21 protein-coding genes are annotated in these 25,400 nt (G+C 38.5%); 13 read left to right on the top strand and 8 right to left on the bottom strand.

All coding sequences use genetic code 11. The features are described from left to right. Positions 1–72 precede the first annotated feature (72 nt). Genes P7D84_RS10920 through P7D84_RS10910 form a run of 3 tightly spaced genes read left to right on the top strand, consistent with a single transcriptional unit; the run spans position 73 to position 4,763 of the window. Complete coding sequence (locus tag P7D84_RS10920) at positions 73–519, top strand: MarR family winged helix-turn-helix transcriptional regulator (protein ID WP_137603728.1); 447 nt, start codon at positions 73–75, stop codon at positions 517–519. Further along, positions 519–2,903 (top strand): ABC transporter ATP-binding protein, encoded by a 2,385-nt coding sequence (locus P7D84_RS10915; protein WP_311806425.1) that lies wholly within the window; start codon positions 519–521, stop codon positions 2,901–2,903. The genes P7D84_RS10920 and P7D84_RS10915 overlap by 1 nt, the downstream gene beginning before the upstream one ends. A gap of 15 nt (positions 2,904–2,918) precedes the next feature. After that, positions 2,919–4,763 carry an ABC transporter ATP-binding protein gene (locus P7D84_RS10910; RefSeq protein ID WP_311806424.1) on the top strand — a complete coding sequence of 615 codons (1,845 nt, stop codon included), beginning with the start codon at positions 2,919–2,921 and terminating at the stop codon, positions 4,761–4,763. 52 nt (positions 4,764–4,815) lie between these two features. On the opposite strand, the gene P7D84_RS10905 is transcribed toward P7D84_RS10910, so the two are convergent. The 7 genes from P7D84_RS10905 to P7D84_RS10875 form a co-directional block, all read right to left on the bottom strand. After that, positions 4,816–5,412: a hypothetical protein gene (locus tag P7D84_RS10905; RefSeq protein ID WP_311806423.1), complete on the bottom strand. Its 597-nt coding sequence runs from the start codon at positions 5,410–5,412 to the stop codon at positions 4,816–4,818. Next, on the bottom strand, positions 5,402–6,430 hold the full coding sequence (locus P7D84_RS10900; protein WP_311806422.1) for a DUF4947 domain-containing protein: 1,029 nt from the start codon (positions 6,428–6,430) through the stop codon (positions 5,402–5,404). The genes P7D84_RS10905 and P7D84_RS10900 overlap by 11 nt, the downstream gene beginning before the upstream one ends. A gap of 272 nt (positions 6,431–6,702) precedes the next feature. Beyond that, positions 6,703–7,365 carry an ABC transporter permease gene (locus P7D84_RS10895; RefSeq protein WP_137603723.1) on the bottom strand — a complete coding sequence of 221 codons (663 nt, stop codon included), beginning with the start codon at positions 7,363–7,365 and terminating at the stop codon, positions 6,703–6,705. 5 nt (positions 7,366–7,370) lie between these two features. Then, entirely contained in the window at positions 7,371–8,285 is a 915-nt protein-coding gene (locus P7D84_RS10890; RefSeq protein ID WP_137603722.1) for an osmoprotectant ABC transporter substrate-binding protein, read from the bottom strand. Positions 8,286–8,288: 3 nt separating this feature from the next. Beyond that, the gene (locus tag P7D84_RS10885; protein WP_137603721.1) at positions 8,289–8,924 is read right to left on the bottom strand and encodes an ABC transporter permease; all 636 of its coding nucleotides are present in this window, start codon (positions 8,922–8,924) and stop codon (positions 8,289–8,291) included. 2 nt (positions 8,925–8,926) lie between these two features. Beyond that, positions 8,927–10,099 carry a betaine/proline/choline family ABC transporter ATP-binding protein gene (locus P7D84_RS10880; RefSeq protein WP_137603720.1) on the bottom strand — a complete coding sequence of 391 codons (1,173 nt, stop codon included), beginning with the start codon at positions 10,097–10,099 and terminating at the stop codon, positions 8,927–8,929. Between the two features lie 241 nt (positions 10,100–10,340). Further along, positions 10,341–11,225, bottom strand: coding sequence for a VOC family protein (locus tag P7D84_RS10875; protein WP_311806421.1), 885 nt, complete (start codon positions 11,223–11,225; stop codon positions 10,341–10,343). A gap of 123 nt (positions 11,226–11,348) precedes the next feature. Between P7D84_RS10875 and queA the strand changes: the two genes are divergently transcribed. From queA to P7D84_RS10825, 10 genes are all read left to right on the top strand, one after another. Then, positions 11,349–12,380: a tRNA preQ1(34) S-adenosylmethionine ribosyltransferase-isomerase QueA gene (queA, locus tag P7D84_RS10870; RefSeq protein WP_137603718.1), complete on the top strand. Its 1,032-nt coding sequence runs from the start codon at positions 11,349–11,351 to the stop codon at positions 12,378–12,380. A 138-nt stretch (positions 12,381–12,518) separates the two neighbouring features. Continuing rightward, positions 12,519–12,875, top strand: coding sequence for an MmcQ/YjbR family DNA-binding protein (locus P7D84_RS10865; protein WP_311806420.1), 357 nt, complete (start codon positions 12,519–12,521; stop codon positions 12,873–12,875). A 220-nt stretch (positions 12,876–13,095) separates the two neighbouring features. After that, on the top strand, positions 13,096–13,860 hold the full coding sequence (locus P7D84_RS10860; RefSeq protein WP_137603716.1) for an IclR family transcriptional regulator: 765 nt from the start codon (positions 13,096–13,098) through the stop codon (positions 13,858–13,860). A gap of 476 nt (positions 13,861–14,336) precedes the next feature. Next, complete coding sequence (locus P7D84_RS10855; protein ID WP_170999778.1) at positions 14,337–15,143, top strand: gluconate 5-dehydrogenase; 807 nt, start codon at positions 14,337–14,339, stop codon at positions 15,141–15,143. A gap of 102 nt (positions 15,144–15,245) precedes the next feature. Further along, positions 15,246–16,595 (top strand): PTS galactitol transporter subunit IIC, encoded by a 1,350-nt coding sequence (locus tag P7D84_RS10850; RefSeq protein ID WP_311806419.1) that lies wholly within the window; start codon positions 15,246–15,248, stop codon positions 16,593–16,595. Positions 16,596–16,621: 26 nt separating this feature from the next. Beyond that, the gene (locus P7D84_RS10845; RefSeq protein WP_137603714.1) at positions 16,622–17,272 is read left to right on the top strand and encodes a bifunctional 4-hydroxy-2-oxoglutarate aldolase/2-dehydro-3-deoxy-phosphogluconate aldolase; all 651 of its coding nucleotides are present in this window, start codon (positions 16,622–16,624) and stop codon (positions 17,270–17,272) included. 3 nt (positions 17,273–17,275) lie between these two features. Continuing rightward, positions 17,276–18,298: a PfkB family carbohydrate kinase gene (locus tag P7D84_RS10840; RefSeq protein ID WP_311806418.1), complete on the top strand. Its 1,023-nt coding sequence runs from the start codon at positions 17,276–17,278 to the stop codon at positions 18,296–18,298. A gap of 651 nt (positions 18,299–18,949) precedes the next feature. After that, positions 18,950–21,592 carry a cation-translocating P-type ATPase gene (locus P7D84_RS10835; protein WP_311806417.1) on the top strand — a complete coding sequence of 881 codons (2,643 nt, stop codon included), beginning with the start codon at positions 18,950–18,952 and terminating at the stop codon, positions 21,590–21,592. 132 nt (positions 21,593–21,724) lie between these two features. Beyond that, on the top strand, positions 21,725–22,189 hold the full coding sequence (locus P7D84_RS10830; RefSeq protein WP_311806416.1) for a DUF2975 domain-containing protein: 465 nt from the start codon (positions 21,725–21,727) through the stop codon (positions 22,187–22,189). Positions 22,190–22,199: 10 nt separating this feature from the next. Beyond that, entirely contained in the window at positions 22,200–22,412 is a 213-nt protein-coding gene (locus tag P7D84_RS10825; protein WP_137603710.1) for a helix-turn-helix domain-containing protein, read from the top strand. Positions 22,413–22,452: 40 nt separating this feature from the next. Here the strand turns inward: P7D84_RS10825 and adhE are convergent, their stop codons facing one another. Continuing rightward, positions 22,453–25,053: a bifunctional acetaldehyde-CoA/alcohol dehydrogenase gene (gene adhE / locus P7D84_RS10820; RefSeq protein WP_311806415.1), complete on the bottom strand. Its 2,601-nt coding sequence runs from the start codon at positions 25,051–25,053 to the stop codon at positions 22,453–22,455. Positions 25,054–25,400: the final 347 nt, after the last annotated feature.

Raw genomic sequence — 25,400 nt, 5'->3', positions numbered from 1 at the left:
ATATCAAACAGCGTTAATTACTAACACTGTTAGGTATTAAATTAGCCATATGTTTTTGGAAGGAGAAAATGAATGACTTTTGCAGAAGAAGCTGAACAAAAGCTGACACAGATGATGGTCAAAAATCGTCATGGTGCATTCAGTAAAATCGAAAAAAGCAGTAAAGGCGCAAACATCGTCATTAATGTGCTTGATCGATTAGGTGAACCCACCAATCCGAAACATTTAGCCGAGACGCTGAATTTATCTACAGCACGCATTGCCGCTGTACTTGGAAATTTGGAAAAGCGTGGGCTGATCATTCGAACGATGGATGCAGATGATCGGCGCCGAATCAATGTTAGCTTAACAGAAAGTGGGAAAAAAGTAGCAAAAGCTGAAAAGCAGGAGAGACGTAACAAAGTTGTTCGTGTATTTGAAATGATGGGTGTGGAAGATACTAAAAAATACCTTGAATTGACTGCTAAGTTTATTCGCTACTCTAAAAAAATATCCATGGAAGGGGAATGTGATCAATAGTGAAGATTTTTAAATATCTTGGTAAATACTGGTATGCAATTATTGCCGTATTATTACTATTAATTGTGCAGGCATCTAGTGATCTGAGCTTGCCAAGCTTAACGTCAGATATCGTCGACGTCGGTATTCAACAAGGAGGACTAGAACGATCAACTCCTGATAAAGTTAGAAAGTCAACGCTTCAAGGAATCAAGTTATTTATGACTGATGAAGAAAAACAAATCATCGATGATAATTATAAAGAAGCAACTCAAACCGTTGATGGAAAGAAAGTTGACATTTATAAATTGGATCTTCAAAAAGGTATGACCAAAGATAAGTTGGCTAAAATCTTTAATCTACCAATGTTGATGATTGCTTCTACTCAATCAGAAAAATCAAGCAATACAAATAAAGAAATCAATGACGTTGTCACAAGTTACACAGCAATCTCAAAAGATGCCGAAAAAGCGCAAGCCTTAGGTCAAGAAGCTAAAGAACTAGGCCAACAAGCGCAAGCTGCTGGTAAAGAAGCAGCAACAGCAACAGATGCGGCAACGGCAGCCGCAAAAGGTGCTGAAGCACAAAAATTAGCAGCTGAGGCACAAACGAAAGGTACCCAAGCACAAGAACTTGGTAATGCGGCGAAAGAAAAAAATGCTGCGATGCCAGAAAAAGTTGAAGCTGCACGTAAAGCAACAAAAGAAGGATTAGGTAGTGTTGGAGAAGATACACTAAAATCTGTCGGTATTCAATTAACGTTATCAGAATACAAAGAACTAGATATGAATACTAAAAAAATCCAAACAGATTATATCATCAAAACAGGCGCTAAAATGATTGGATTGACCTTAGTCTCTGCAGTAGCTGCAATCATCGTCGGTCTGATCGGCTCATTAGTTGCCGCAACAGTCGGAAAAAATCTGCGGGTTGGTCAGTATGAACAAACATTGGTCTTTTCAAATAATGAAATGGAAAAATTCTCACCTGCTTCATTGATTACGCGTAATACAAATGATATTCAACAAATTCAAATGGGTCTTGTGATGATTATGCGAATCGTTTTATACGCACCAATCTTAGGGATTGGCGGTATTTACAGAGTTTATCAAACAGGTACTGGAATGGGCTGGATTGTCGGTGTAGCAGTAGCTGGAGTCTTGATCTTAGTCTTAACATTGTTGCTCACAACGATGCCGAAATTCAAAGCGTTACAAAATTTGGTTGACCGAGTGAACTTAGTTTCCCGTGAGATCATTACAGGTTTGCCAGTAATTCGCGCGTTCTCTCGTGAGAAATTTGAAGAGAAACGTTTTGATACAGCTAATACGAATTTGATGAAGACACAAATGTTCGTTAATCGTGCGATGTCATTATTGATGCCGGTTATGATGCTTTTAATGAATGGTATCTCTGTTTTGATTGTTTGGGTTGGTGGCCAAAACATGAGTAACGGTCAAATGCAAGTTGGGGATATGATGGCATTTATTACTTACACGATGCAAATCGTAATGGCCTTCATGATGTTATCGATGGTTTCAATCATTTTACCGCGGTCAAATGTAGCGGCTGCTCGGGTAGATGAAGTGTTGAATACCGAACCAACAATCAAAGATCCTGAAAAACCAAAAGATGATCATGACTTCAAAGGTGAAGTGAAATTTGAAGGTGTTCAATTCCGTTATGGCGATGCCGATGCGGATGTCTTGCATCATATCAACTTTACGGCTAAACCGGGTGAAACGACTGCTTTGATCGGATCTACCGGTTCTGGGAAATCGACAATCGTCAATTTGATTCCGCGTTTATTTGATGTGACTGGCGGACGGATTACGATTGATGGTATCGATATTCGGCAAATGAGTCTGCATAAGTTGCACGAACTCATGGGCTTTGTACCACAAAAAGGTGTGTTGTTCTCTGGTGATATTGCATCAAATATCAAATTTGGTGATGCCAATATCTCAGACGAACAAATGAAAAAAGCTGCTGAGATTGCCCAAGCCACTGAATTCATCAATGCCAATGAAAAAGGTTTTGAACGTTCAATCTCTCAAGGCGGGACTAACGTTTCTGGCGGACAAAAACAACGGTTGTCGATTGCACGGGCGTTAGCGAAAAATCCTAAGATTTTGATTTTTGATGATTCATTCTCTGCACTTGATAACAAGACGGATGTTACACTGCGTCGCGCATTGTCAGAAAATGTCAAAGATGTGACTCAGATCATCGTTGCACAAAAAATCTCAACGATTTTGCATGCTGACAATATCATTGTCTTAGACGAAGGTCGTGTCGTTGCTCAAGGTCGTCATGAAGAATTGATGGAATCATCAGCAGTCTATCAAGAAATTGCCCAGTCACAATTAAGCAATGCTGAACTAGGCATAGAAGAAGCGGATTAAGGAGGAGCGAAAAAAATGGCAGATAAACAACAAAATCGCCCTCGTGGTGGCGGACATGGACATATGGGCGCAGCACCAGTAGAAAAAGCTAAAGACTTTAAAGGGACGATCAAAAAATTGATCTCTTATCTTGGCGCATATAAAATTGCGGTTTTTCTTGTAATGATTTTTGCGATTGCCTCAACGATATTTAATATCTGGGGACCTAAAATCTTATCAAAAGCAATCACTGAATTATTTACAGGTTTAACGAAGAAATATGAAGGAACTGGCGACATCAATTTTGAGAAGATCGGTGGCGTTCTCCTCTTCATGTTAGGTCTATATGTCTTGTCTTCTCTGTTCGGAGTCATTCAAGGCTGGATCATGTCAACAATCTCGCAAAAAATCACTTATCGTATGCGAAAAGAGATCTCTGAAAAAATCAACCGTATGCCAATGAATTATTTTGAAAGTCGCACAACGGGTGAGGTTTTGTCACGGATCACTAATGACGTGGATACTTTGGGACAATCTTTGAACCAAAGTTTGACACAGCTAATTACTTCAACATTTACAATTGTCGGAGTAATCGTGATGATGCTTTCCATCTCGGTAAAAATGACGGGGATCGCAATTTTGATCGTACCCATCTCATTGATTCTGATCATGGTCGTTGTAAAAAATTCACAGAAATATTTCCAGACTCAACAAGAATACCTAGGTGTCATCAACGGGAAAGTCGAAGAGACGATCGGCGGCTATACCATTGTCCGTTTATTTAATGAAGAAGAAAATTCATTGGCAGAATTCAAAGAACAAAATGATGTCTTGTTCAAATCAGCTTGGAAATCACAATTTCTTTCTGGATTGATGCAGCCAATCATGAATTTCATTGGAAACTTAGGGTATGTTGGCGTAGCGATTGCCGGTGGGATCATGGCATATAATGGGGTAATCACAGTTGGTGACATCCAAGCCTTTATCCAATATGTTCGTAATTTGACACAACCTATTGCACAACTTGCTCAAGTATCGAATATGCTGCAATCAATGGCCGCAGCGGCTGAACGGGTCTTTGAATTCTTGAATGAAGAGGAAGAAGATCAACTGGCAGAAAATCCAGTACAGATTGATAAAGCAGCTGGAATGGTTGATTTTGATCATGTTCAGTTTGGTTATACATCAGACAAGATTATCATCCAAGACTTTACGTCTCACGTCGATCCAGGACAGACAGTCGCTATCGTTGGACCGACAGGAGCCGGAAAAACAACGATGGTCAAATTATTGATGCGATTTTATGACGTCAATTCAGGAGCTATTAAGATTGATGGACACAACATTCAAGATTTTAATCGGGCTGATTTGCGTAAAAATATCGGAATGGTTCTACAAGATACTTGGTTGTTCAAAGGAACGATTATGGACAATCTTCGTTATGGCCGTTTAGATGCCACGGATGAAGAAGTCTATGCAGCCGCAAAAGCTGCTCGTGTCGATCATTTCATCAAGACATTGCCAGGCGGTTATGAAATGGAATTAAACGAAGAATCTTCCAATATCTCACAAGGTCAAAAACAATTGCTGACAATTGCACGAGCAATCTTGGCAGACAAACCAATCTTGATCTTAGATGAAGCAACGTCATCGGTAGATACCCGGACAGAAGAACTAATCCAAGAAGCGATGAATAATTTGATGGAAGGACGGACGTCATTTGTCATTGCCCATCGTCTATCGACCATCAAGGATGCAGACAAAATCTTGTATATGCAAGACGGGGACATCAAAGAACAAGGGACCCATGAAGAGCTATTAGCACAACAAGGACTCTATGCATCATTATATAATTCTCAATTTGAAGAATTAGCAGAATAAAAAAAAGACCAAGCGTAAAATGCTTGGTCTTTTTTCGTCATTAAATCATGTTTTACTGATAATCTTTATCCGTAATTCTCTGCGTCTTTTTCTCATAAGTGACACTGATCGAATGATCCACATACTCACCATCTTCGGTATTTTCCCAAGTAGCTAAAACCCTTGGCGGCATACCGTGTTCTTCTTTTTCCCAACTAATGAGAGTATCTGGTTTTCCTACTAATTTTTCTAATTCTTTGTAGTTTGATCCACCAGTAAACGAGTATTTTTCATTATCAGCATCATACACTTCGGTTGCTACTTTGACTGAATCATAAATGTCTTGTGTCCATTTCCCAGGCAGCTTAGTTGCAGTTGTAGAATCTGGGGAATCTATCTCGATTGGTTCATAGGAAACAGCTGGTTCATTATTGTCAGCTTTAGAGATAAAATAATTTAATGGTCCAAGTGAAATAAATCCAAGTGCAAGAATCACTCCGATAGCGAGGCGACTTTTCTGCTTTAAAAAAGTTGATTGATGATGGATTGGTTCTGGAGGCTGCTGTTTTTTTTGTTCTATATAAAGCGTCCCGCAATAATCACATTGCCAGCCATTTTCTACTTGATGGAATTGAGTGATGCCGCAATTCATACATTCTTTATTTATCATGGAAGCGTCCATCCAATCCATAATTTTTTGGGAAATCATCCGGGTATTTACCTAATCCTTCACGAGGATATTTTTCAGGTAATCGAGTAAAGGAGAGATAACGTATTATTGGAGTCACATAGCCTACATGTCCGTCTGTAAAATAAACATTGGGTTTTCCTTGTTTCTCGTAGACAAATTCTTTTGTATAGGCCGCAAAAGAGCTGTCTTTAAGAATTAAACTAAAAGCCCTAACTTCTCGCCAGGTCAACTGACCTTGCTGCCACTGAGCATTAATCATTTTGGCTTCATAGCTGATGGGATTGTTCTTTTCATCAAATTCCAGCGTAAGATTTTTTTCGATTTGATCGGAATCAGTAATGACCGCATCTGGCTGTCCCCAGATTCCTAAAATATCAGATGTAGAATACTGATTGAACTCTGGACCATAGGCAGCTAGATAACCTGCTTCACGATAATAGGTAGTCACAGCAAATTCAGAATCTGGATTTTCAATGAGCATGTCCGTTTTAGGTGCGGCTTTTGCTCGATTCTTTTTTAAATAAATTTGTTCTTTTTTTGCTTTGTCCAAACGTTCCTCAAATTTTTTCGTCTTTTCTCCACCGTATTTTTTGACAGAAGCGACAGCTTGCTCGATGTCTGCTTGATTTAAAGAAAGCTCAGCAATTCGGACATTTCGCTCAGGATTGTTTAATTGATTAGCAGAATAGGTTGCTTTACTGGAACTGCTCGTTTTTTCAGAGTAGGTCACTTCATCTGAATCATTTGTTTTTGTAACAGTGAAAAGATTACCGTCTTTTAAGAGTAACTGACTAAAATAGGGGATAAGAATATTACTGCCTAGACCAAGTATCAAAATAGCAAAAACAGCAATAGACCATCTGCGATTTTTATTCGATAGTCGTTCTTTTTTTTCTGGCTCAAATTCATAGAGTGTATGGCAATAGGTGCATTCATATCCTTTTACAGTTTTGTTGAACTGGTTTCCGCCACAATATTTACAAACTAACCCTTCCAATTTTTCACCAACTTCATTTTTAACTACGTGATTCCAATAGTGACTGAACCAGCGTAATGATATTGAACTAACTTTTAATAGATAATACCAAATTCATTGGAGAAAATCTCAGATCGAGTAGAAAAATCAAAATAAAATGAAAAAGTAACCGAAAAAAATTAAGGTAAGCTATCTTGTGACAAAAAATATCCAAACTATCAAGTGACTGTTCATTACAGGAACAATCTAGATAGTTTGGATATTTTTTGGTTATAATTTATGACATAAATGGTTTATCGGCTAGATTTTGTGGTGGGATCTAATTTTCGTTCAATGATGCTTAAGATCCAGTCAGTCATGATAGCCATTAAAGCGGTAGGTAATGCGCCAGCTAAAATGATTGCCGTTCCATCTGTAGCGTTTGTTCCGCGAATAATAATATCTCCCAGACCACCGGCACCAACGAACACACCGATAGCAGTGATTCCAATCGCAACGACTAACGCATTTCGAATCCCCGCCATGATTACGGAAACAGAAAGCGGGAGCTCAATCATATGCAGCCGTTGCCAAGGTGTCATGCCCATACCTGTTCCAACATCTAAGGCATTTCGATCAACTTGGCTCATGCCAGTATAGGTGTTTTTTATGATCGGTAACAAGGAATACAAAAAGACAGTTAGAATCACGACATTCACACCGAGCCCCATGCCAATCATTAAGACTGAGATCATGGCAAGTGAAGGAATCGTTTGGATTACATTTGCTAAACGGATTACCCAATTAGCCATTTTTGTATGGCGAGCGATGAAAATTCCTAATGGAATCCCAACGATTGCTGCAAAGATCACTCCATAGATCGAAATCAAGAAGTGGCGAATGAACTGTGCGAAAATGATACTGCCATTCGTTTGATAATATTGAATGAATTGTTGAAAAGTATTTAGATTTTCCACTACGCTCACTTCCCTTCGAAATAGTTATGTTCTTTTAGAAAATCTTCTGCCACGATTTGTGGCTCGACTAAATCATTGTCTGCGCGATAATTGAGTTTTTGCATTTGCTTTGTTGAGATTTTGCCGTCTAAACGTTCTAGAGCATCTTTGACTTCAGGATCAGATTTCAATAATTTATTAGAAACGATCGGTGCAGCATCATACGGCGGGAAGAAACGCAGGTCGTCTTCCAACATCACTAGATCATAACTAGCGATTCGTCCATCAGTCGAATAACCGAGGACGATATCCATCTTACCGACAGATAAGGCATCGTAAACTAAGCTGACCTGCATTGGCAGGATTGAAGAAAATTCAAAACCATAAGCTTCTTTGAATCCCTCGTAACCGTCTCCCTTACGTGTGATCCATGAAGTATCTACACCGGTTTTTAATTCTCCGGCAACTTTTTTTAAGTCGCTCGTTTTTTTCAAATTGTATTTTTTAGCTGTATCCTTGCGTACTAAAAAGACATACGTATTGTCAAAACCATAAGAAGGGAGCCATGTCTGGTCAAACCGTTCTTGAAAAGCATCATGAACGATCGTAAAAGCTTTTTTAGGATCCTTCTCAGCAGGCAGCTGTAAAATAGAGGATAAATCTGTTCCGGTGTAACGTGCCGAAGACACCGAAGCATCTCCTTTCAACATTGCCTGATGGTTGATCATATTAGTCGCTAGATTATTGATGACAGTCGTATCTTTATCGGTGTAATGTTCAATCATTCCAGCGGTAATACTGCCCAGAATTTGCATCTCTGAAGTGATTCCGCCGGTAACGGCAATCGTCTCTTTGTCGTTAGAAGCTAAACCAGGAAAAGAACAACTGCTTAAAAATAGTAACGAGAGGCCGAGTAAAGCCAAAGTTTTTAATTTTTTCATTCTTTACTCCTCCTTCCTTAGAGCAACTGGAGTTAGGTGATCTTCTAAAAAACCCAGTAGAAGATCGGTGATTAGTGCAATCAAAATGACTGGCACTGTCCCTGCGATGATTAATGGTGGTTGGAAATTATTCAACCCACTGAAAATCATATCGCCTAATCCCCCCGCACCAATATAAGAAGCTAAAGTTGCCCACGCAATAACATAGACCGCAGCTAAGCGAATCCCTGCCATGATGGTTGGAATTGCGATTGGTAATTCTACCGTGAAGATCGATTGAAGATCGGTCATCCCCATACCTTTTGCAACATCTCGATAGTTACGATCGACATTTTTCATCCCGATAAAAGTATTACGCAAGATAGGCAATAAAGAATAAATAAACAAGGCGATAATCGCTGGAAATTTTCCTACGCCTAAAAAGGGGATCATTAACGCTAACAATGCAAGAGAAGGGACTGTTTGTAAAACACTAGCAATCCCGATCACAAAACTTGCGATTTTGGGCAAACGGGTCAGAAGAATTCCTAAAGGAACAGCAACTAAGATTCCAAGTCCTAGAGCAATTCCAGAGATATATAAATGCTCAGCGCTTTTTGACAGCATTTGCCCACCATAATCATTGATGAATGCTTGCATAATTACGCCTCCTCGCTTGTGATATTCTCAGCCGCATCTCCGAAAGTCTCTTCTTCGCCCCAAAGGACATCGTAAATGATATCTACTAATGAAACTCTCGTTAAGATTCCGACAAGATGCTTGTTGTCGTCTACGACAGGAACATACTTTACGCCGCGTTTTAAAATCCGTTGCAGACTATCTCTGACTAGATCAGATTCTTTGACATAAAAAACTTTCGAGTTCACGATATCGCCAATACTGGTCGCTTTTCCATGACGACGCTCGCGGTCAATCGTTTCAACATCGACAAATCCTTTTAAGACATTGTCTTCATCTACGACTAACAAAGTATCTACACGTTTTTCACGCATCAAACGAATCGAACTCTGCAAACTTTTTTCGGGAGTAATCGATACAGCTGTTGGCATCATAATTTCACCAACAGTGGTCGTATCCGGTTTAGCTTGTAGTAAGCGATCTTCACCTAAAAGTTCTTCTACGAATTCATTTGCCGGCTGTTGCAAAATATTTTCTGGCGTATCGTATTGAATCACTTTGCCATCGTCCATGATGGCGATCCGATTGGCTAGTTTTAGTGCTTCATCCATATCATGGGTAACAAAAACAATGGTTTTACCTAGCCGTTCTTGTAAATCTTTCACCAGATCTTGTAACGAATCACGGGTGATTGGATCCAAGGCGCCAAAAGGTTCATCCATTAAAATGACATCTTGGTCAGCCGCAAGTGCGCGCACGACGCCGATCCGTTGTTGTTGTCCGCCGGATAATTCATGGGGATAGCGATCCAGCATATCACGTGGCAATTCTACAAGATCGATCATCTTTTCTGCTGTTTTATTTTGTTCTTCTTTGCTTACTTTCAATAACCGTTGTACCAGGGTTATATTTTCGCGGATTGTCATATGCGGCATAAGTCCGATGTTTTGAATCACGTAGCCGATTTGGCGTCGTAATTCGACGGGATTTTTCTTTTGGATATCCTCACCGTTAATCGTGATCGTTCCTTTTGTTGGATCGATCATTCGATTGATCATCCTCATAGTTGTTGTTTTTCCACTACCACTGGTTCCAATCAAACAAACGAATTCTCCTTTGTCGATTGAAAGAGTAACGTCTTCTGCTGCGACTTTGTTTCCAGGGTATATTTTAGAGACATGGTCAAATTCAATCATTTTCTCACTCCTAAATGTCAAAAATTTAACATATTTATAATTTTAGTATGCTACAAAGAATGATAAAAAAGCAACTAACAGGCTCATGAAACGTACTAAATAACTGCCATGAGCAGAAAAATAAAAAATAAAAATAACATAGTAATATTTTTTATTACTATTATATTCCTAATAATTGATGGGCTAATCCAATGAAAAAAAACAACTTCTCAAATACATTTGAGAAGTTGCAGAATTTTGCTTATTTTTCGGAATAAAGGTTCTTTTCGATACTCGCTCTTTGAGAAGCTAAAAAAGGTGGAAGCGCTAATTGTTCTCCTAAATGCTCCAAAGATTCATCCAGCGTGAATCCAGGTTGTATAGTAGCAAATTCTACGCGATTTCCACCAGGTTCTTTAAGATAAAGACTTTTGAAATAGCCGCGTGAAATCATTTTTTCGATTTGCCAATTCTGTTGCTGAGCTTTCTCATAAAGCCGATTCAATGCTTCCTCGTCTTTGACAGCAAAGGCGACATGGTCGATGCTGCCGCGTCCCATTCGTGTTTTGTTGGATGAATGGCTGGCAGTAAGTTGAATGCTTTCGGTCGGACTTAATTGGATGTGATGATTATCACCAGTCCAGCCCAATAATTGTTCGAAGAAAACGGTCGTTTCATTCGGGTTTTCCACATGAAAATTGATTGATGCTAAGCCTAAGATTTGCTTTTCAACAGGAATGTCATTTTTTACACTATTAGCATTTGGCAGCACAGCCTCTGTTTCAGTAAAATATAAGGTGACTTGATCGGGATCTTGAACAATCAATTGATTTGCTTCTTTTTTTACAGGAACACCAAAACTTTCAAACCGCCGCTGCCAGTAAGTTAAACTATGCATGGGGATATTCAGCCCGATTTCTGATAAAAATTGGGCTTCATCACGACGCTGACCTAAGTGTGGAACGATAAAAAAAGTAATGACAGATCCTGGACTGCCTTGATAGTCACCATAATAATAATGCAGCATCCGAGTATTTTCTTGATTCACAGTATTTTTGACAAAACGCAGGCCTAAAATTTGTGTATAAAAAGTTACGTTTTCTTGGCGTTGAGAAGTCAATAGTGAGACATGATGAAAATAAGACATAAGAAAGCCTCCTGTGTTTGCTTATTTTAAGTAAGCATAAATGATTTTTTGTTTTTAAGCTAGTACTTGGCTTTTCAAGGAAAGTCCCACATGTTAGAATAGCCGAGGAAAAGAGGAGAAGCTATGTTAACTACAGAAGATTTTGATTTTGATTTACCAGAAGAATTAATTGCCCAAACCCCTCTAGAAAAGCGCGACAGTTCACGTTTGTTGGTGTTGGATCGGGAGACTGGTCAAATATCAGATAAACATTTTGACGAAATAATTGAAGAACTGAATCCTGGGGATGCCTTAGTAATGAATGATACCCGAGTTTTACCAGCTCGATTATATGGTGAAAAACCAGAAACTGGGGGACATTTAGAAGTATTGTTGTTAAATAATACGCAAGGGGACGAATGGGAAACGTTGATTAAGCCAGCTCGACGTGCCAAAGTTGGGACCCAAATTGTTTTTGGTGATGGTCGTTTACGTGCAGAAGTAAAAACAGAATTAGAACACGGCGGTCGAATCGTGGAATTTTCTTATGAAGGAATCTTTTTAGAAAATCTAGAATCACTTGGTGAGATGCCATTGCCGCCTTATATCAAAGAACGCTTGGACGATCCGGAACGCTATCAAACAGTCTATGCAAAAGAAAATGGATCTGCTGCAGCACCAACTGCTGGGTTGCATTTCACACCGGAATTATTAGAAAAAATTGCCGCAAAAGGAGTGAAATTGGTCTACTTGACATTGCATGTTGGACTAGGAACTTTCCGTCCAGTCAGTGTAGAAAATATTGAAGAGCATCAAATGCACAGTGAGTTTTATCGTTTGACTGAAGAGGCTGCTGCTCAATTGAATGAAGTCCGAAAAAATGGCGGAAAAATCATCGCAGTGGGGACGACTTCGATTCGTACGTTAGAAACGATTGGAACAAAATTTAATGGTGAGATCAAAGCTGATAGCGGTTGGACGGATATTTTCATCACACCAGGATACGAGTTTAAAATCGTTCAAGCCTTTTCAACTAATTTTCATTTACCAAAATCAACACTAGTGATGTTAGTGAGTGCTTTTGCTGGACGAGATGAAACGCTGGCTGCGTATCATCATGCAATCGAAGAACGCTACCGCTTCTTTAGTTTCGGCGACGCGATGTTTGTTAAGTAATAAAAAAATGAATCAGTTTAAAGAGAGTATGCGATGGCGAAATCACGCATACTTTTTTTATCTGTAAAGGATTATACACCAGCGTTTTATACACCAGTGTCTTTCGTAAAAAACAGAAAAGAAAATGGAGGGAGCGTTATGAGTATAAAAACGGCAGTTACGGACTATGTAGCAACATTAGAAGATTGCCAAGTAGATCATCCGTTCAGCAAATTTCCTGAATACGAAGTGCTTCGTCATACAAGTAACAGAAAATGGTTTGGCTTGATCATGTCAATTGAGAAAATAAAACTACATTTACCTGGCCCAGGAACGGTAGAGATCATTGATATCAAGATAGATCCGGAGCTCCTTTCTATTTTAAAAAATGGTTCAGGCTATTTTTCTGCCTATCATATGAATAAAAAACATTGGCTGACTGTGTTGTTAGACGGCACAGTAGCAGAAAACCAAGTAATCAACTTAGTAAAGGATAGCTACTTTTTGACAAAATAGCTCTAACGAATAAAAATTTTCCAATTGAAGTCGAATTTTTAGGAACAATGGCATTTGTATTAAAAACGGGATTGTCATCATAGACTTGAACAGTCTTTCTTTTAGAGAAAGAGAAGATAGTAGTTTTTTTTTAAGTTGCCCATGCTATACTGATAAACGATGAAACTGTCCGTTCAAAAAATATTTGATCTAGATAGTAGTGTAATTCGGAGGGAATAACTTGGAAAAAAATACGGAAAAGAAACTATACGGCAGTGTCTTATTAAAAGCAGCAAAAATTTTAGATACCCTTGCTAAAGATGGCGGCAAAACCATCCAAGAGTTATCAAAAGAAACTGGGATTACCCCTTCAAATCTTTCTAAAATCTTAGAGACGTTGATTTATATCGGGTATGTCATTCGTGACGAAGCAAAATTATATTATCTAGGTACGAAATTTATGGAGTATAACACACAAAATATCGAAGCTGAGCGGTTGCTGGCTATCAGCAGACCTTATTTAGAAGAATTACGTGCAGCATTGAATGAGACAATCCATTTATCTGTTTTGGAAAACAATAAAGTTGTCTACATCGATAAATTAGAACCACAAAATCAAGGAATCTATATGACGTCGCGAATCGGTCTATCGCGCCCACTATATAGTTCAGGTATGGGAAAAGCTATTTTGAGCACATTTACTCAACCACAATTATCTGCTTATCTGGATCAAACAGAATTAGTTCAGCTAGCTAAAAATACGATTACGGATCGTGCAGCGTTAACAGCTGATTTAGCTGAGATTCGAAAAAGAGGGTTCTCGATCGATGATGAAGAGCAAGAAGATGATGGGTATTGTGTGGCGGTCACGATTGAAAAGCATGATCGTGTCGTCGGTGCGATGAGTGTCAGCTTTCCCAAGTTTAGATTTTCCGAAGAATATCGGCAAAAAGTCGTGACAGAACTACTAACTACAAAAGCCAACATAGAAAAACGCCTAAGATAATTTAAGTGTCATTTAAGATCAGAGAAGCATTTCTCTGATCTTTTTTTGTAGTGTTGATTGAAAGAAATTCAATGAGAGTGTTAATAGCAAATTTATCAAGAAATAAAGATTTTTTTATTTTTTGTTATTGAACACCATTGTTTCAGAAAAATGATATCAACTATTTGTGATTGATTTAATAAGATCTGCATTATTTTATAAACACTAGATTTTCAAAAATATATTTATTTAATACGGCTATTTTAGCTCTTTTCAACTTATTTTCTTTTTATATTTTGATTCTAATAAGTAAATAATAAAGAATCTGCCAGTGATGGAGATGAAAATTTTCATAAATCAATCAGTTATTTCAAGGTGGAACCGAATACATATTTTGCCGAAAACGCTTGATTTTTTATTTCTTAGAGCATATACTCACAAATGTAAAATATTTTATTTGGAAAACATAATTTCCAAATAGGAAACGAGGGATATGGATGTCAGATTTTTCAATGGATTCATTTAGCTTAAAAGGAAAAGTTGCACTTGTTACTGGCGCTTCTTACGGAATCGGTTTTAGTATTGCTTCTGCATTTGCTAAAGCAGGCGCTACAATCGTATTTAACGATATTAAACAAGAATTAGTAGATAAAGGTATCGCTGCATATAAAGAAGAAGGTATCGAAGCAAAAGGTTATGTCTGCGACGTGACAAACGAACAAGAAGTTAATGAATTTGTAGCAAAAGTAGAAAAAGAAGTAGGAACGATTGATGTTTTAGTTAATAACGCAGGGATTATTAAACGAATTCCAATGTTAGAAATGTCTGCTGAAGCATTCCGTCAAGTAGTTGATGTTGACTTGAACGCACCATTTATCGTATCAAAAGCGGTAATTCCAGGAATGATCAAAAAAGGACACGGAAAAATCATTAACATTTGTTCAATGATGAGTGAATTAGGAAGAGAAACAGTTTCTGCCTACGCAGCTGCAAAAGGCGGATTAAAAATGTTAACACGTAACATCTGTTCAGAATTCGGTGAAGCAAATATCCAATGTAATGGAATTGGACCTGGTTATATTGCTACTCCGCAAACTGCACCATTACGTGAAAAACAAGCAGATGGTTCACGTCATCCGTTTGATCAATTCATTATTGCTAAAACACCAGCTGCTCGCTGGGGTACAACAGCAGATCTACAAGGACCAGCAGTCTTTTTAGCATCTGATGCTTCTGATTTTGTAAATGGACATGTTTTGTATGTTGACGGTGGTATCTTAGCATACATCGGTAAACAACCATAATTTACTGATTGTTGTAGGGCTGGTGAAAGCCAGCCTTACTCTAATTCGTACATTGTGAATTTATGAATTAATAGATTGGGATGTATAAGGAGGAAAAAAACCATGGTAGTAATTAATTATGTCATGAGTTTGGGCGCTAGCGTGATGATGCCGATTATCTTTACAATTTTTGGAATTATTTTAGGATTAGGCGTTGCTAAATCTTTACGAGCAGGGATTTCTGTTGGTATTGGTTTTGTTGGTTTAAGTGTCATCACGAAATTATTAGCGGATAACTTAGGACCAGCAGTTAGCAAAATGGTAGAACTGTATGGACTAAATTTAAAAACATTAGATATTGGTTGGCCTGCAGCAGCAGCAGTTGCTTATGGTACAGAAGTTGGTGCAATCGTTATTCCGTTAGGTTTGTTGGTCAATATTATTATGCTGTTTACAAGAACAACGAATACTGTAAATATTGATTTGTGGAACTATTGGCATTTTGCATTTATTGGATCAATCGTTTCAATCGCAACAGATAGTTTCTTATGGGGACTTTTCGCAGTAGTTGTAACAGTAGCTATCACATTGATTGGTGCGGATCGTTCGCAGAAGAAAATGGAATCGTTTTATGGAAAAGACCTCGAGGGGATTTCCATTCCGCAAGCATTTTGTGTAGGCTTTATTCCTTTTGCAATCGTTACAGATTGGATTATTGAAAAAATCCCTGGATTGAATAAAGTCGATCTTGATGCTAAAAAAATGCAAGACAAATTTGGTATCTTTGGCGAACCGCTTTTCTTAGGGGTAATTGTCGGTATTTTATTAGGTTTGATTGCTCAATATTCAATTGCTCAAATGTTGACGCTAGGAATCACTATGGCTGCTGTAATGGTCTTGATCCCTAAGATCACTGGTCAATTTATTGAAGGTTTGAATCCTATTTCTCAACGTTCACAAGAATTGATTGGTTCTAAATTAAAAGGTGGTCGGAAACTAAATATTGGTATGACACCAGCCTTGGTAATCGGTCATCCAGTAACATTAGTTTGTTCGTTACTATTAGTTCCAATTATTTTATTCTTATCCGTAATCATTCCAGGAAATAAATTCTTACCATTAGCTTCATTATCTGGTTTGATTTACATTTTCCCATTGGTCTTGCCTTATACTAAAGGGAATGTCTTGCGTTCATTGATAACAGGAATCTTGACACTGGTTACAGGTGTTTTATTTGCAACATCATTATCTACAATCTTTACTAAAGCGGTTCGACTTGTTGATGGTTCATTGATTCCAAAAGGAACAGAATCTGTAGCATCAATTGACTTTGCAGCTAGTCCATTTTCATGGATTACTTATCAATTAACTGCTAATATCGGAGTAGTTGGAGCGATCATCTTAGGCGTATTAACGATTGCTTTTGCGCTATTCAATAGAAAGAAAATAACTACTGATTTAACAAATAGTTAATTTTGTAGTTGAAAGGAACCGATGAAATGAAAAAAATGAGTATTTTGAACAAACTAGAAAAAGCCGGCGTCATTGCTGTCGTACGAGGAAAAAATAAAGAGGAAGCCTCTAAGGCAACCGATGCCATCATCAAAGGCGGGATTACAGGGATTGAATTGACCTTTACCGTTCCAAATGCGGAAGAATTGATCGGCGAATTAGTCGAAAAATATTCTGACCGTGAGGATGTCGTGATTGGAGCAGGTACGGTTCTAGATGCTGTGACAGCCAGAATTGCTATTATGGCTGGGGCGGAATATGTTGTCAGCCCATGTTTTGATGCTGAAACAGCTGAAATTTGTAACTTGTATCAAATTCCTTACTTACCAGGATGCATGACGATCACTGAAATGAAGGATGCGTTGAAATCAGGCGTAGATATCGTCAAATTATTCCCAGGAAGTGCTTTTGGTCCAAGTATCATTAAAGCCTTTAAGGCACCATTGCCACAATTAAATATCATGCCAACAGGTGGTGTTGGTTTAGATAATCTAGCTGATTGGTTCAAAGCCGGCGTCACTTGTGTGGGTGTAGGCGGGAATTTATTAGCCCCAGCAGCTAAAGGAGATTTTGCAGCTGTGACTGAAGTGGCTAAAGAATATGTAGCGAAACTAGAGTTGATTAAAAGCGAGGTGTAAGTAATGAAAGTTTTATCTTTTGGTGAAATGATGCTGCGGTTGAAGACACCTGGGAATGAACGGATTTTACAAACACAATCTTATGAAGCGACCTATGGTGGGGCAGAGGCAAATGTCGCTGTTTCATTAGCTTTATTAGGTGATGAAGTCAGCTATTTAAGTAAGTTTCCCAACAATCCATTAGGACAAGCGGCTAAAAGCACTTTGCAAAAATATGGAGTGGACACATCAAAAATCTTGACTGGCGGAGATCGTTTAGGAATCTACTTTTTTGAAAAAGGTGCCAGTGTTCGTTCGACAAATGTCGTCTACGATCGTGCCTACAGTGCTTTTTCACAAGTAGCACAAACAGAATTTGATTGGCCGACTATTTTTAAAGATGTTGACTATTTCTATTTTTCCGGTATCACGCCAGCGATTTCGCCTGATTTAGAACAAGCGGCTTTAGCTGCTTGTGAGTATTGTAAACAACAAGGCATCCCCGTTGTTTGCGACTTGAATTATCGGGCAAAAATGTGGAGTCCCGAGCAAGCACAAAAAGTGATCTCTAAAATTATGGAGTATGTAACGATTTGTATCGCTCATGATGAAGATTTTGAGGCCACTTTGGGAATCCAAGCATTTGATGGTGACAGCTCACGTGGGATTGAACAAAAAGAATCGTTTAAAGCAGCAATGAAACAAGTTCAAGCTGATTATCCTAATTGTAAAATGGTAGCAAGTATTTTACGAAATATCTACTCTGTAGAAGCGAGTCAATGGACAGCCTTGTTACTGACAGATGAAACGTTTTATGAAACAGCTACTTATGACATGCATGTCATGGAAGGTGTTGCAGCCGGAGATGCGTTTGGTGCTGGTTTGTTGCATGGTTTGTTACATGATTACTCATCAGAAAAATTAGTGAAATTTGCATTAGCAGCTAGTGTCTTGAAATTGACAATCACAGGTGATTTGAATTTAGTTTCAGAAGCTGAGATTAATCAAGTAATGGAAAGTAATAGCGGCGCACGTTTAGCTCGTTAATAAAATAGTTAAATGGGAATCGTCCAGTCATCAAAAAGATGATTGGGCGATTTTGTGTTTGATTTTGTTGAAAAGTCTTTAATAGAGTAGGTATTGATTCTGAACGCAAAAAAAGCCAGGCTCTCGACTGCCTGGCTCTTAGAATATCGGAAGGATTAGTTCATTCGAATTTATATTACTTTATGATACATGCAAAGTATTACATGAATTTCTTGACTATAAACATAAATATTTGTTTTTACTACGTTTTCACTTCTATTCAGTTTTAAGAATCTTTTCTTATTTTACGTATCATTTTACTTGTGTGTTTGATGAACTACTCAATCTCGGATACGCATTCACTATTTTTAAAAGGAAATACTTCACACGTATTATTGACACTTTTCGGTGAACCTTGTATTACTAACAATTTTATTGTTTACTTTCTTCTACTTTCTTATCGAGAAATCCTTCGAATGATCTAAGTTCCTCCTTCCTTGTATCTATAATATAGCATAGTTTATCTAATTACGGAAGCGTTTTATATGTTTATTTTTAGCAGTTTATTTTGTTTCTTTTTGACTAAATATAGACTGTTTACTTTGAGTTCGTTATCTTTTCTATGTTATAGTAATAATATAAGTAGTTTTTTATAACATTAGGAGGAATAGGATGGATCCATATAAAGAAAAGATAGACAATGTAATTGATGAATATGATGCTGATTTAGATCATGGTTTAACTAGCAATCAAGTTGGTGATAAAATAAAAAATAACGGAAAAAATAAATTTGAAGAAGCTGCGAAAGAATCATTAGCAAAAAAGTTCTTTCATAGTTTGACGGATTTCACGACAATTATTTTATTGGTAGCAGCAGTAATCTCACTATATACTGCGATTGCCACAGATCATGGGGATTATTTTGAAAGTTTTTTGATTATCGCGATTGTTGTGATTAATTCTGTTTTAGCTATCGTACAAGAGGGGAATGCAGAAAAAGCATTATCTGCCTTACAAGATATGAACAAACAAACAGCTACAGTCATACGTGATGGAAAACAAGAAGAGATCGATGCGGAAGAATTAGTACCTGGAGATACACTATTGTTAGAAGCTGGTTCAATGATCACTGCAGATGCACGGATTGTCGAAGCCTCACAGTTGCGTGTAGAAGAATCGGCCTTGACGGGCGAGAGTGAACCCGCGATAAAAGATCCTGACTATTTAGGTGAGGAGGGGGCTGCTCTAGGAGATCGACTGAATATGCTTTACAAAGGATCGACGGTAGTGAATGGTCGTGGGAAAGCAATTGTTACAGCAACAGGTATGAAGACTGAGATGGGGAAAATCGCAGGGTTATTAAACAATGATGAAAACCAAAAAACACCTCTGCAAAAACGATTAAATCAATTAGGCAAACGAATTAGTTTGATCGCTTTGGCAGCTGCGGCTTTTGTATTTTTCATTGGGGAAATGCAAGGTGAACCAATATTAGATATGTTCATTACTTCGATTTCATTGGCAGTAGCGGCTGTACCAGAGACGTTGATGGTAATTGTAACGTTGACCTTGGCATTTGGCGTACAGAAAATGGCGAAAAAAAATGCGATCATACGAAAACTACCGGCTGTGGAAACATTGGGCTCAGCAAATGTTATTTGTTCGGATAAGACGGGGACACTGACACAAAACAAGATGCGCGTTCGCCGAGTCTGGACCCATGGAGATTCAGTGGTGGACACTGAAGAAGGTATGACAGATGAAGCCATGGAAGTTTTAAGTATCGCTGCTTTATGTACCGATGTAGTAGTAGAAAATGATGACAATGAATTGGAAATCAAAGGTAATCCAACCGAAGCCGCGATTGTTCGTGCAGTGGAGGAAAACTATCATACTAAAGCCGAGTTAGAAGAAAAATATCCTCGTATTGGAGAAATTCCTTTTGATTCTGAACGTAAGATGATGACGACAGTACATAAACGTGGCAAAAAGTTCATCTCGATTACTAAAGGTGCCTTTGATGTCTTGCTCCCTAAATTCTATTATGGAGATGTGGATCAAGCGGCAATCGTCAATGATCGTTTTGGTAAAAAAGCTCTCCGCGTGATTGCAGTAGGTTATGCAATTCATGAAGAAGAACCTACGGAATTTACTTCAGAAGCATTGGAGAAAAAGCTGCGTTTGATGGGATTGATCGGAATGATCGATCCTCCGCGTCCCGAGTCAAAAGGTGCGATTGCTCGTGCAAAAAAAGCAGGGATCAAAACAGTAATGATTACTGGCGACCATGTTGTGACTGCTGGAGCGATTGCAAAAGAATTGGGCATCATGAAATCGCGAAAAGAAGCTCTTTCAGGTACGGAATTACAAAAGATGAGTGACGATGAACTGGATGCTCGTGTCAAAGAATTATCGGTCTATGCTCGAGTGACACCGGAAGATAAAATCAGAATCGTTAAATCATGGCAGCGAACGGGTGCAGTTGTTGCTATGACAGGTGATGGGGTCAATGATGCGCCAGCTTTAAAAGCGAGTGACGTCGGTTGTGCAATGGGAATTACTGGAACAGATGTTGCTAAAGGCGCAGCTGATATGATTTTGACAGATGATAATTTTGCTACGATCGTTGATGCAGTAGCAAGAGGCCGTTCAGTTTATCAAGGGATCAGAAAAGCGATCAATTTTTTATTAAGTTGCAATATCTCTGAGATTTTTATTGTAGTGATTGCTATGCTATTAGGTTGGGGCGCACCATTCACTGCGGTTCAGTTGTTATTTGTCAATGTAGTAGCAGATGGATTGCCTGGTTTTGCATTAGGAAGAGAACCAGCAGAAGCAGGAATCATGGATGAAAAACCAATTCCGCGTGATGAAGGAATCTTTGCGCGGGGCCTATGGAAGAAAATAGGTCTAAATGCTGCTGTATTTACGGTTGTGACACTGATCGGTTTTTATGTTGGAGCGTTCGTTGAACATGTCAGCTATTTTACGCCACCAAGTTTAGAAGTAGGGCAAACAGTGGCTTTCTTAGTCTTAGCATATTCTTCGATCTTACATGTATTTAATGTACGAAGCAGTAAATCAATCTTTAAAGTAGACTTAGCCACAAATAAATCATTGGCACAAATGGCTTGGCTGGCACTGGGAATCACAACTGCGATTGCGTTGATTCCGCAAACGCAAAAATTATTCTACCTAGTACCGATCAGTATGAATCATTGGGTGATTGCAATCTTGCTGTCAATCGTTCCAATCATCGTCAATGAATTGATTAAATTCCACAAAACACCAGAAATAGATCCAGAAAATAATTGAATCAGAATACTAAGTTGTTCTTGAACAACTTAGTATTTTTTTTAGCAAACATATCGTTTTTCGATAAAAAAATATTGAATTTCAATCTTTATGGTGCTAGTATAACGTTACAAAAGAATTCGAGGTGTTTCCATGAATAAAAAAGTCAACTTCTTAAATGCTGCGTTAGTTTTGATTAGCCTATTGGTAGTATTTATAACAGTCATATTTTCCATTCAATTTTTTTCGGAAGAAATTCGGCCGTTTTTCGTCAGCTGTTTGTTTGTGTCTTTTATCGTATCAGTTCTTTTAGGATTTCGTGTCCTCTTTTTACTGGCTAAAATATTGAGATACATCAAAAAATCAGAAGCCTTTTCAATGAAGACATTAAAAGTAGTCTCAGCTATAAAGAAGACGATTCTATTGATCAGCATCGCATTTCTAGGAATTCTTCCCTTTTTCTACACTGTGGCAGATCGGCAAGATGCTCCTGGAATTCTTGTAATCGGGTTTGCATTGGTTTTATTGCCTTTTACCGCGTTTATATTTTCTCAAATCGTAGAAGAACTTTTTAAAAATGCTGCTGAGTTAAAAACAGACAACGAATTAACAATTTAGGAGTGACTACATGGCGATTATCATTGATTTAGATGTTATGTTAGCAAAAAGAAAAATGAGTGTCACCGAATTGTCAGAAAAAGTTGGAATCACTCAGGCAAATGTGTCGATTTTGAAAAACAATCGAGCCAAAGCGATACGTTTTTCCACCTTGGATAAAATTTGCAGCATATTAGAATGTCAACCAGGGGATATTTTAAAATATCAAAAAGAAAGTCACTAATAAAAGACCTTCAAGGATGTTATCCTCGAAGGTCTTTTGATTAGGCTTTATAATTATAAGCAGTTAGGATGATCTCTTTTAGTTCGCTGATCAATGGTTCTTTTGGATTAGCTGTCGTACATTGGTCCTCATAGGCCAATTCAGCCATTCGATCAACAGTGGAATCTAGTTTTTCTTGAGTGACGCCTTGTGCTTTCAAGTTCATCTCAATACCTACCGCCCCCCCTAGTTTGTAAACAGCAGTTACTAAAGCTTCGACTAATTCTTCGGTCGTATTACCTTGTAGTCCTAAAAATTTTGCTACGTCGGCATAGTCTGTATCAGCCCGGAAGTAATCATATTTAGGAAACATTGCATGTTTTTGCGGATCTTTAGCATTGTACCGAATGATATGAGGCAATAAGATTGCATTAGTCCGGCCGTGAGGGATTCCATATTCCCCACCAATCTTATGAGCGATTGAGTGAGAGATTCCTAAAAAGGCATTGGCAAACGCCATCCCAGCCATTGCGGAAGCATTATGCATCTTCTCACGAGCTTCTTCATCTCCAGTTTTGACAGATTTTTCCAAATAATCAAAGACAATCTTGATTGCTTGCAAACTCAAACCACGAGTATAATCTGAAGCCATCACAGAGACATAGGATTCAAGGGCATGTGTTAAAACGTCCATCCCAGTATCTGCAGCAATTGAAGCAGGTAATGTTAAAACAAATTGCGGATCGATAATCGCTACGTTTGGTGTCAATGCATAATCGGCTATCGGGTATTTCACATGGGTCTCGCTGTCGGTAATAACCGCAAATGGTGTTACTTCGGCACCAGTACCAGAAGTCGTTGGGATACAGATTAGCTGTGTATTTTCTGCTGGTTTAATCCCATAAGTCCGTTTCCGAATATCTAAGAATTTTTGCTTAGCGCCGAAGAAAGATGTATCAGGGTGTTCAAAGAACATCCACATGCCTTTAGCTGCATCCATTGCTGAACCGCCGCCAAGTGCGATGATGGTATCTGGTTTAAAGTTTACAATCATTTCTAAACCTTTATAGACTGTATTTGTAGTGGGATTTGGTTCAACTTCAGAGAAAACTTCGACTTTGACATCATTTTTGCGACGGCCTAACGCTTCTCGCACGATATCGGCATAACCAAATTGGACCATTCCCGGGTCACAGACCAGCATGACACGTTCCACATTTTCCATTTGAGTTAGGTACAGCAAAGAATTTTTTTCAAAGTAAATCTTTGGTGGAAGTTTAAACCATTGCATATTATTTCTCCGTTTCGCTACAGTTTTGATATTGATCAAATCAAGGGCAGACACGTTATGAGAAACTGAATTTTTCCCGTATGAACCACAACCAAGTGTCAATGATGGAATCAATTCATTGTAGATATCGCCGATTCCGCCTTCAGAAGAAGGAGAGTTGACTAAGATCCGGCAGGCTTTCATCCGCAAACTAAATTCCAGTTCAACCTCTGGATCTTCTGTATGGATAACTGCGGTGTGTCCGAGGCCGCCTAATTCAAGCATCTTTTCCGCTAATTCTAGTCCGTGTTGAGTATTTGTCGCTTTGATCATCGCTAAAACAGGAGAAAGTTTTTCACGAGACAAAGGATAATCGGCACCAACACCATCTAATTCAGCAATCAGCAGTTTGGTTCCATCTGGGACAGTGATTCCAGCTAGTTCAGCGATTGCTTTGGCAGAGAAACCAACGATTTTTGGATTGACCGCGTATTTTCCTTCATTCATTACGGCATCTTCTAATTTTTTCACTTCATTTTTCTTAACAAAGTAGACTTGATGCGCTTGGAATTCTTTTTTCACTTCATCGTAGATTTCTTTATCGACGATAATTGCTTGCTCAGAAGCGCAGATCATCCCATTATCAAAGGTTTTAGAGACAATTAAATCGTTGACGGCTCGTTTGATTCTCGCGGTCTTTTCGATATAAGAAGGGACATTTCCTGGGCCGACACCTAACGCTGGTTTTCCTGTTGAGTAAGCAGATTTCACCATAGCACTGCCGCCTGTCGCTAAAACAATCGCAATTCCAGGATGATTCATCAAGCCTTGAGTAGCTTCCAGTGAGGGGCTTTCGATCCATTGGATACAATTTTCTGGAGCGCCGGCAGCAACCGCCGCATCACGAATAATTCGTGCGGCTTCTGCCGAACTTTTTTGAGCACTCGGATGAAAAGCAAAAACAATCGGATTACGGGTCTTAATGGCAATGAGTGATTTAAATACAGTAGTTGAAGTTGGATTGGTGGTAGGTGTGACTCCACAAATAACGCCAACTGGTTCAGCGATTTGGACCAGGTGTTTCTGTTTATCTTCGTAGATGATGCCTGCAGTCTTATCATGTTTGATGCTGTTCCAAATATATTCTGAAGCATACATATTTTTGATAGCTTTATCTTCGACGATACCGCGGCCGGTTTCTTCTACCGCCATTTTTGCCAATAACATGTGTTTGTCCAATGCCGCCATCGCCATTTCATGGACGATATGATCGATCGTTGTTTGATCGAAGCGAGATAAAACGCTTAATGCCTCGTTGCCCTTTGTCGCTAGTTCATTGATCATCGCTTCAACATTGATTGCTTCCTTCTTTTTCTCAACTGTTTTAACCATGTCGTTCCTCCCAGTAATTTTTTTGCTAAACTCATCATAATCTGTCTATCATAGAATGTAAACGCTTTCTTAATTAAATATTCATTTCACAATAGGAGTTAGTGAACAAAACATAATGAGCGTTCTCTTATAGTTTTAGTAGTTCATTATTTTGAATCGTTAAAAGTGTGTCTTAACGAATGAAGTTACGTGGAGAATTTTTTTCTGATAAATAAAGTCCGTCATTTCTACTCATTCAAAAAAATAAAAAAAGAGAACTTTGTGTTCTTTTGATCAAATTGATTTTTTACTTCTTATAGGAAGTTTTAAGCTCTTTATAGAAAGTTGCAAAAGCCGATTAAAACCAG

It is taken from the genome of Enterococcus dongliensis (assembly GCF_031927985.1).
GTDB classification, from domain to species: Bacteria; Bacillota; Bacilli; order Lactobacillales; family Enterococcaceae; genus Enterococcus_A; species Enterococcus_A dongliensis.
Note: the sequence above shows the minus strand (reverse complement) of the source record. Positions and strands in the feature narration are given on the sequence as shown.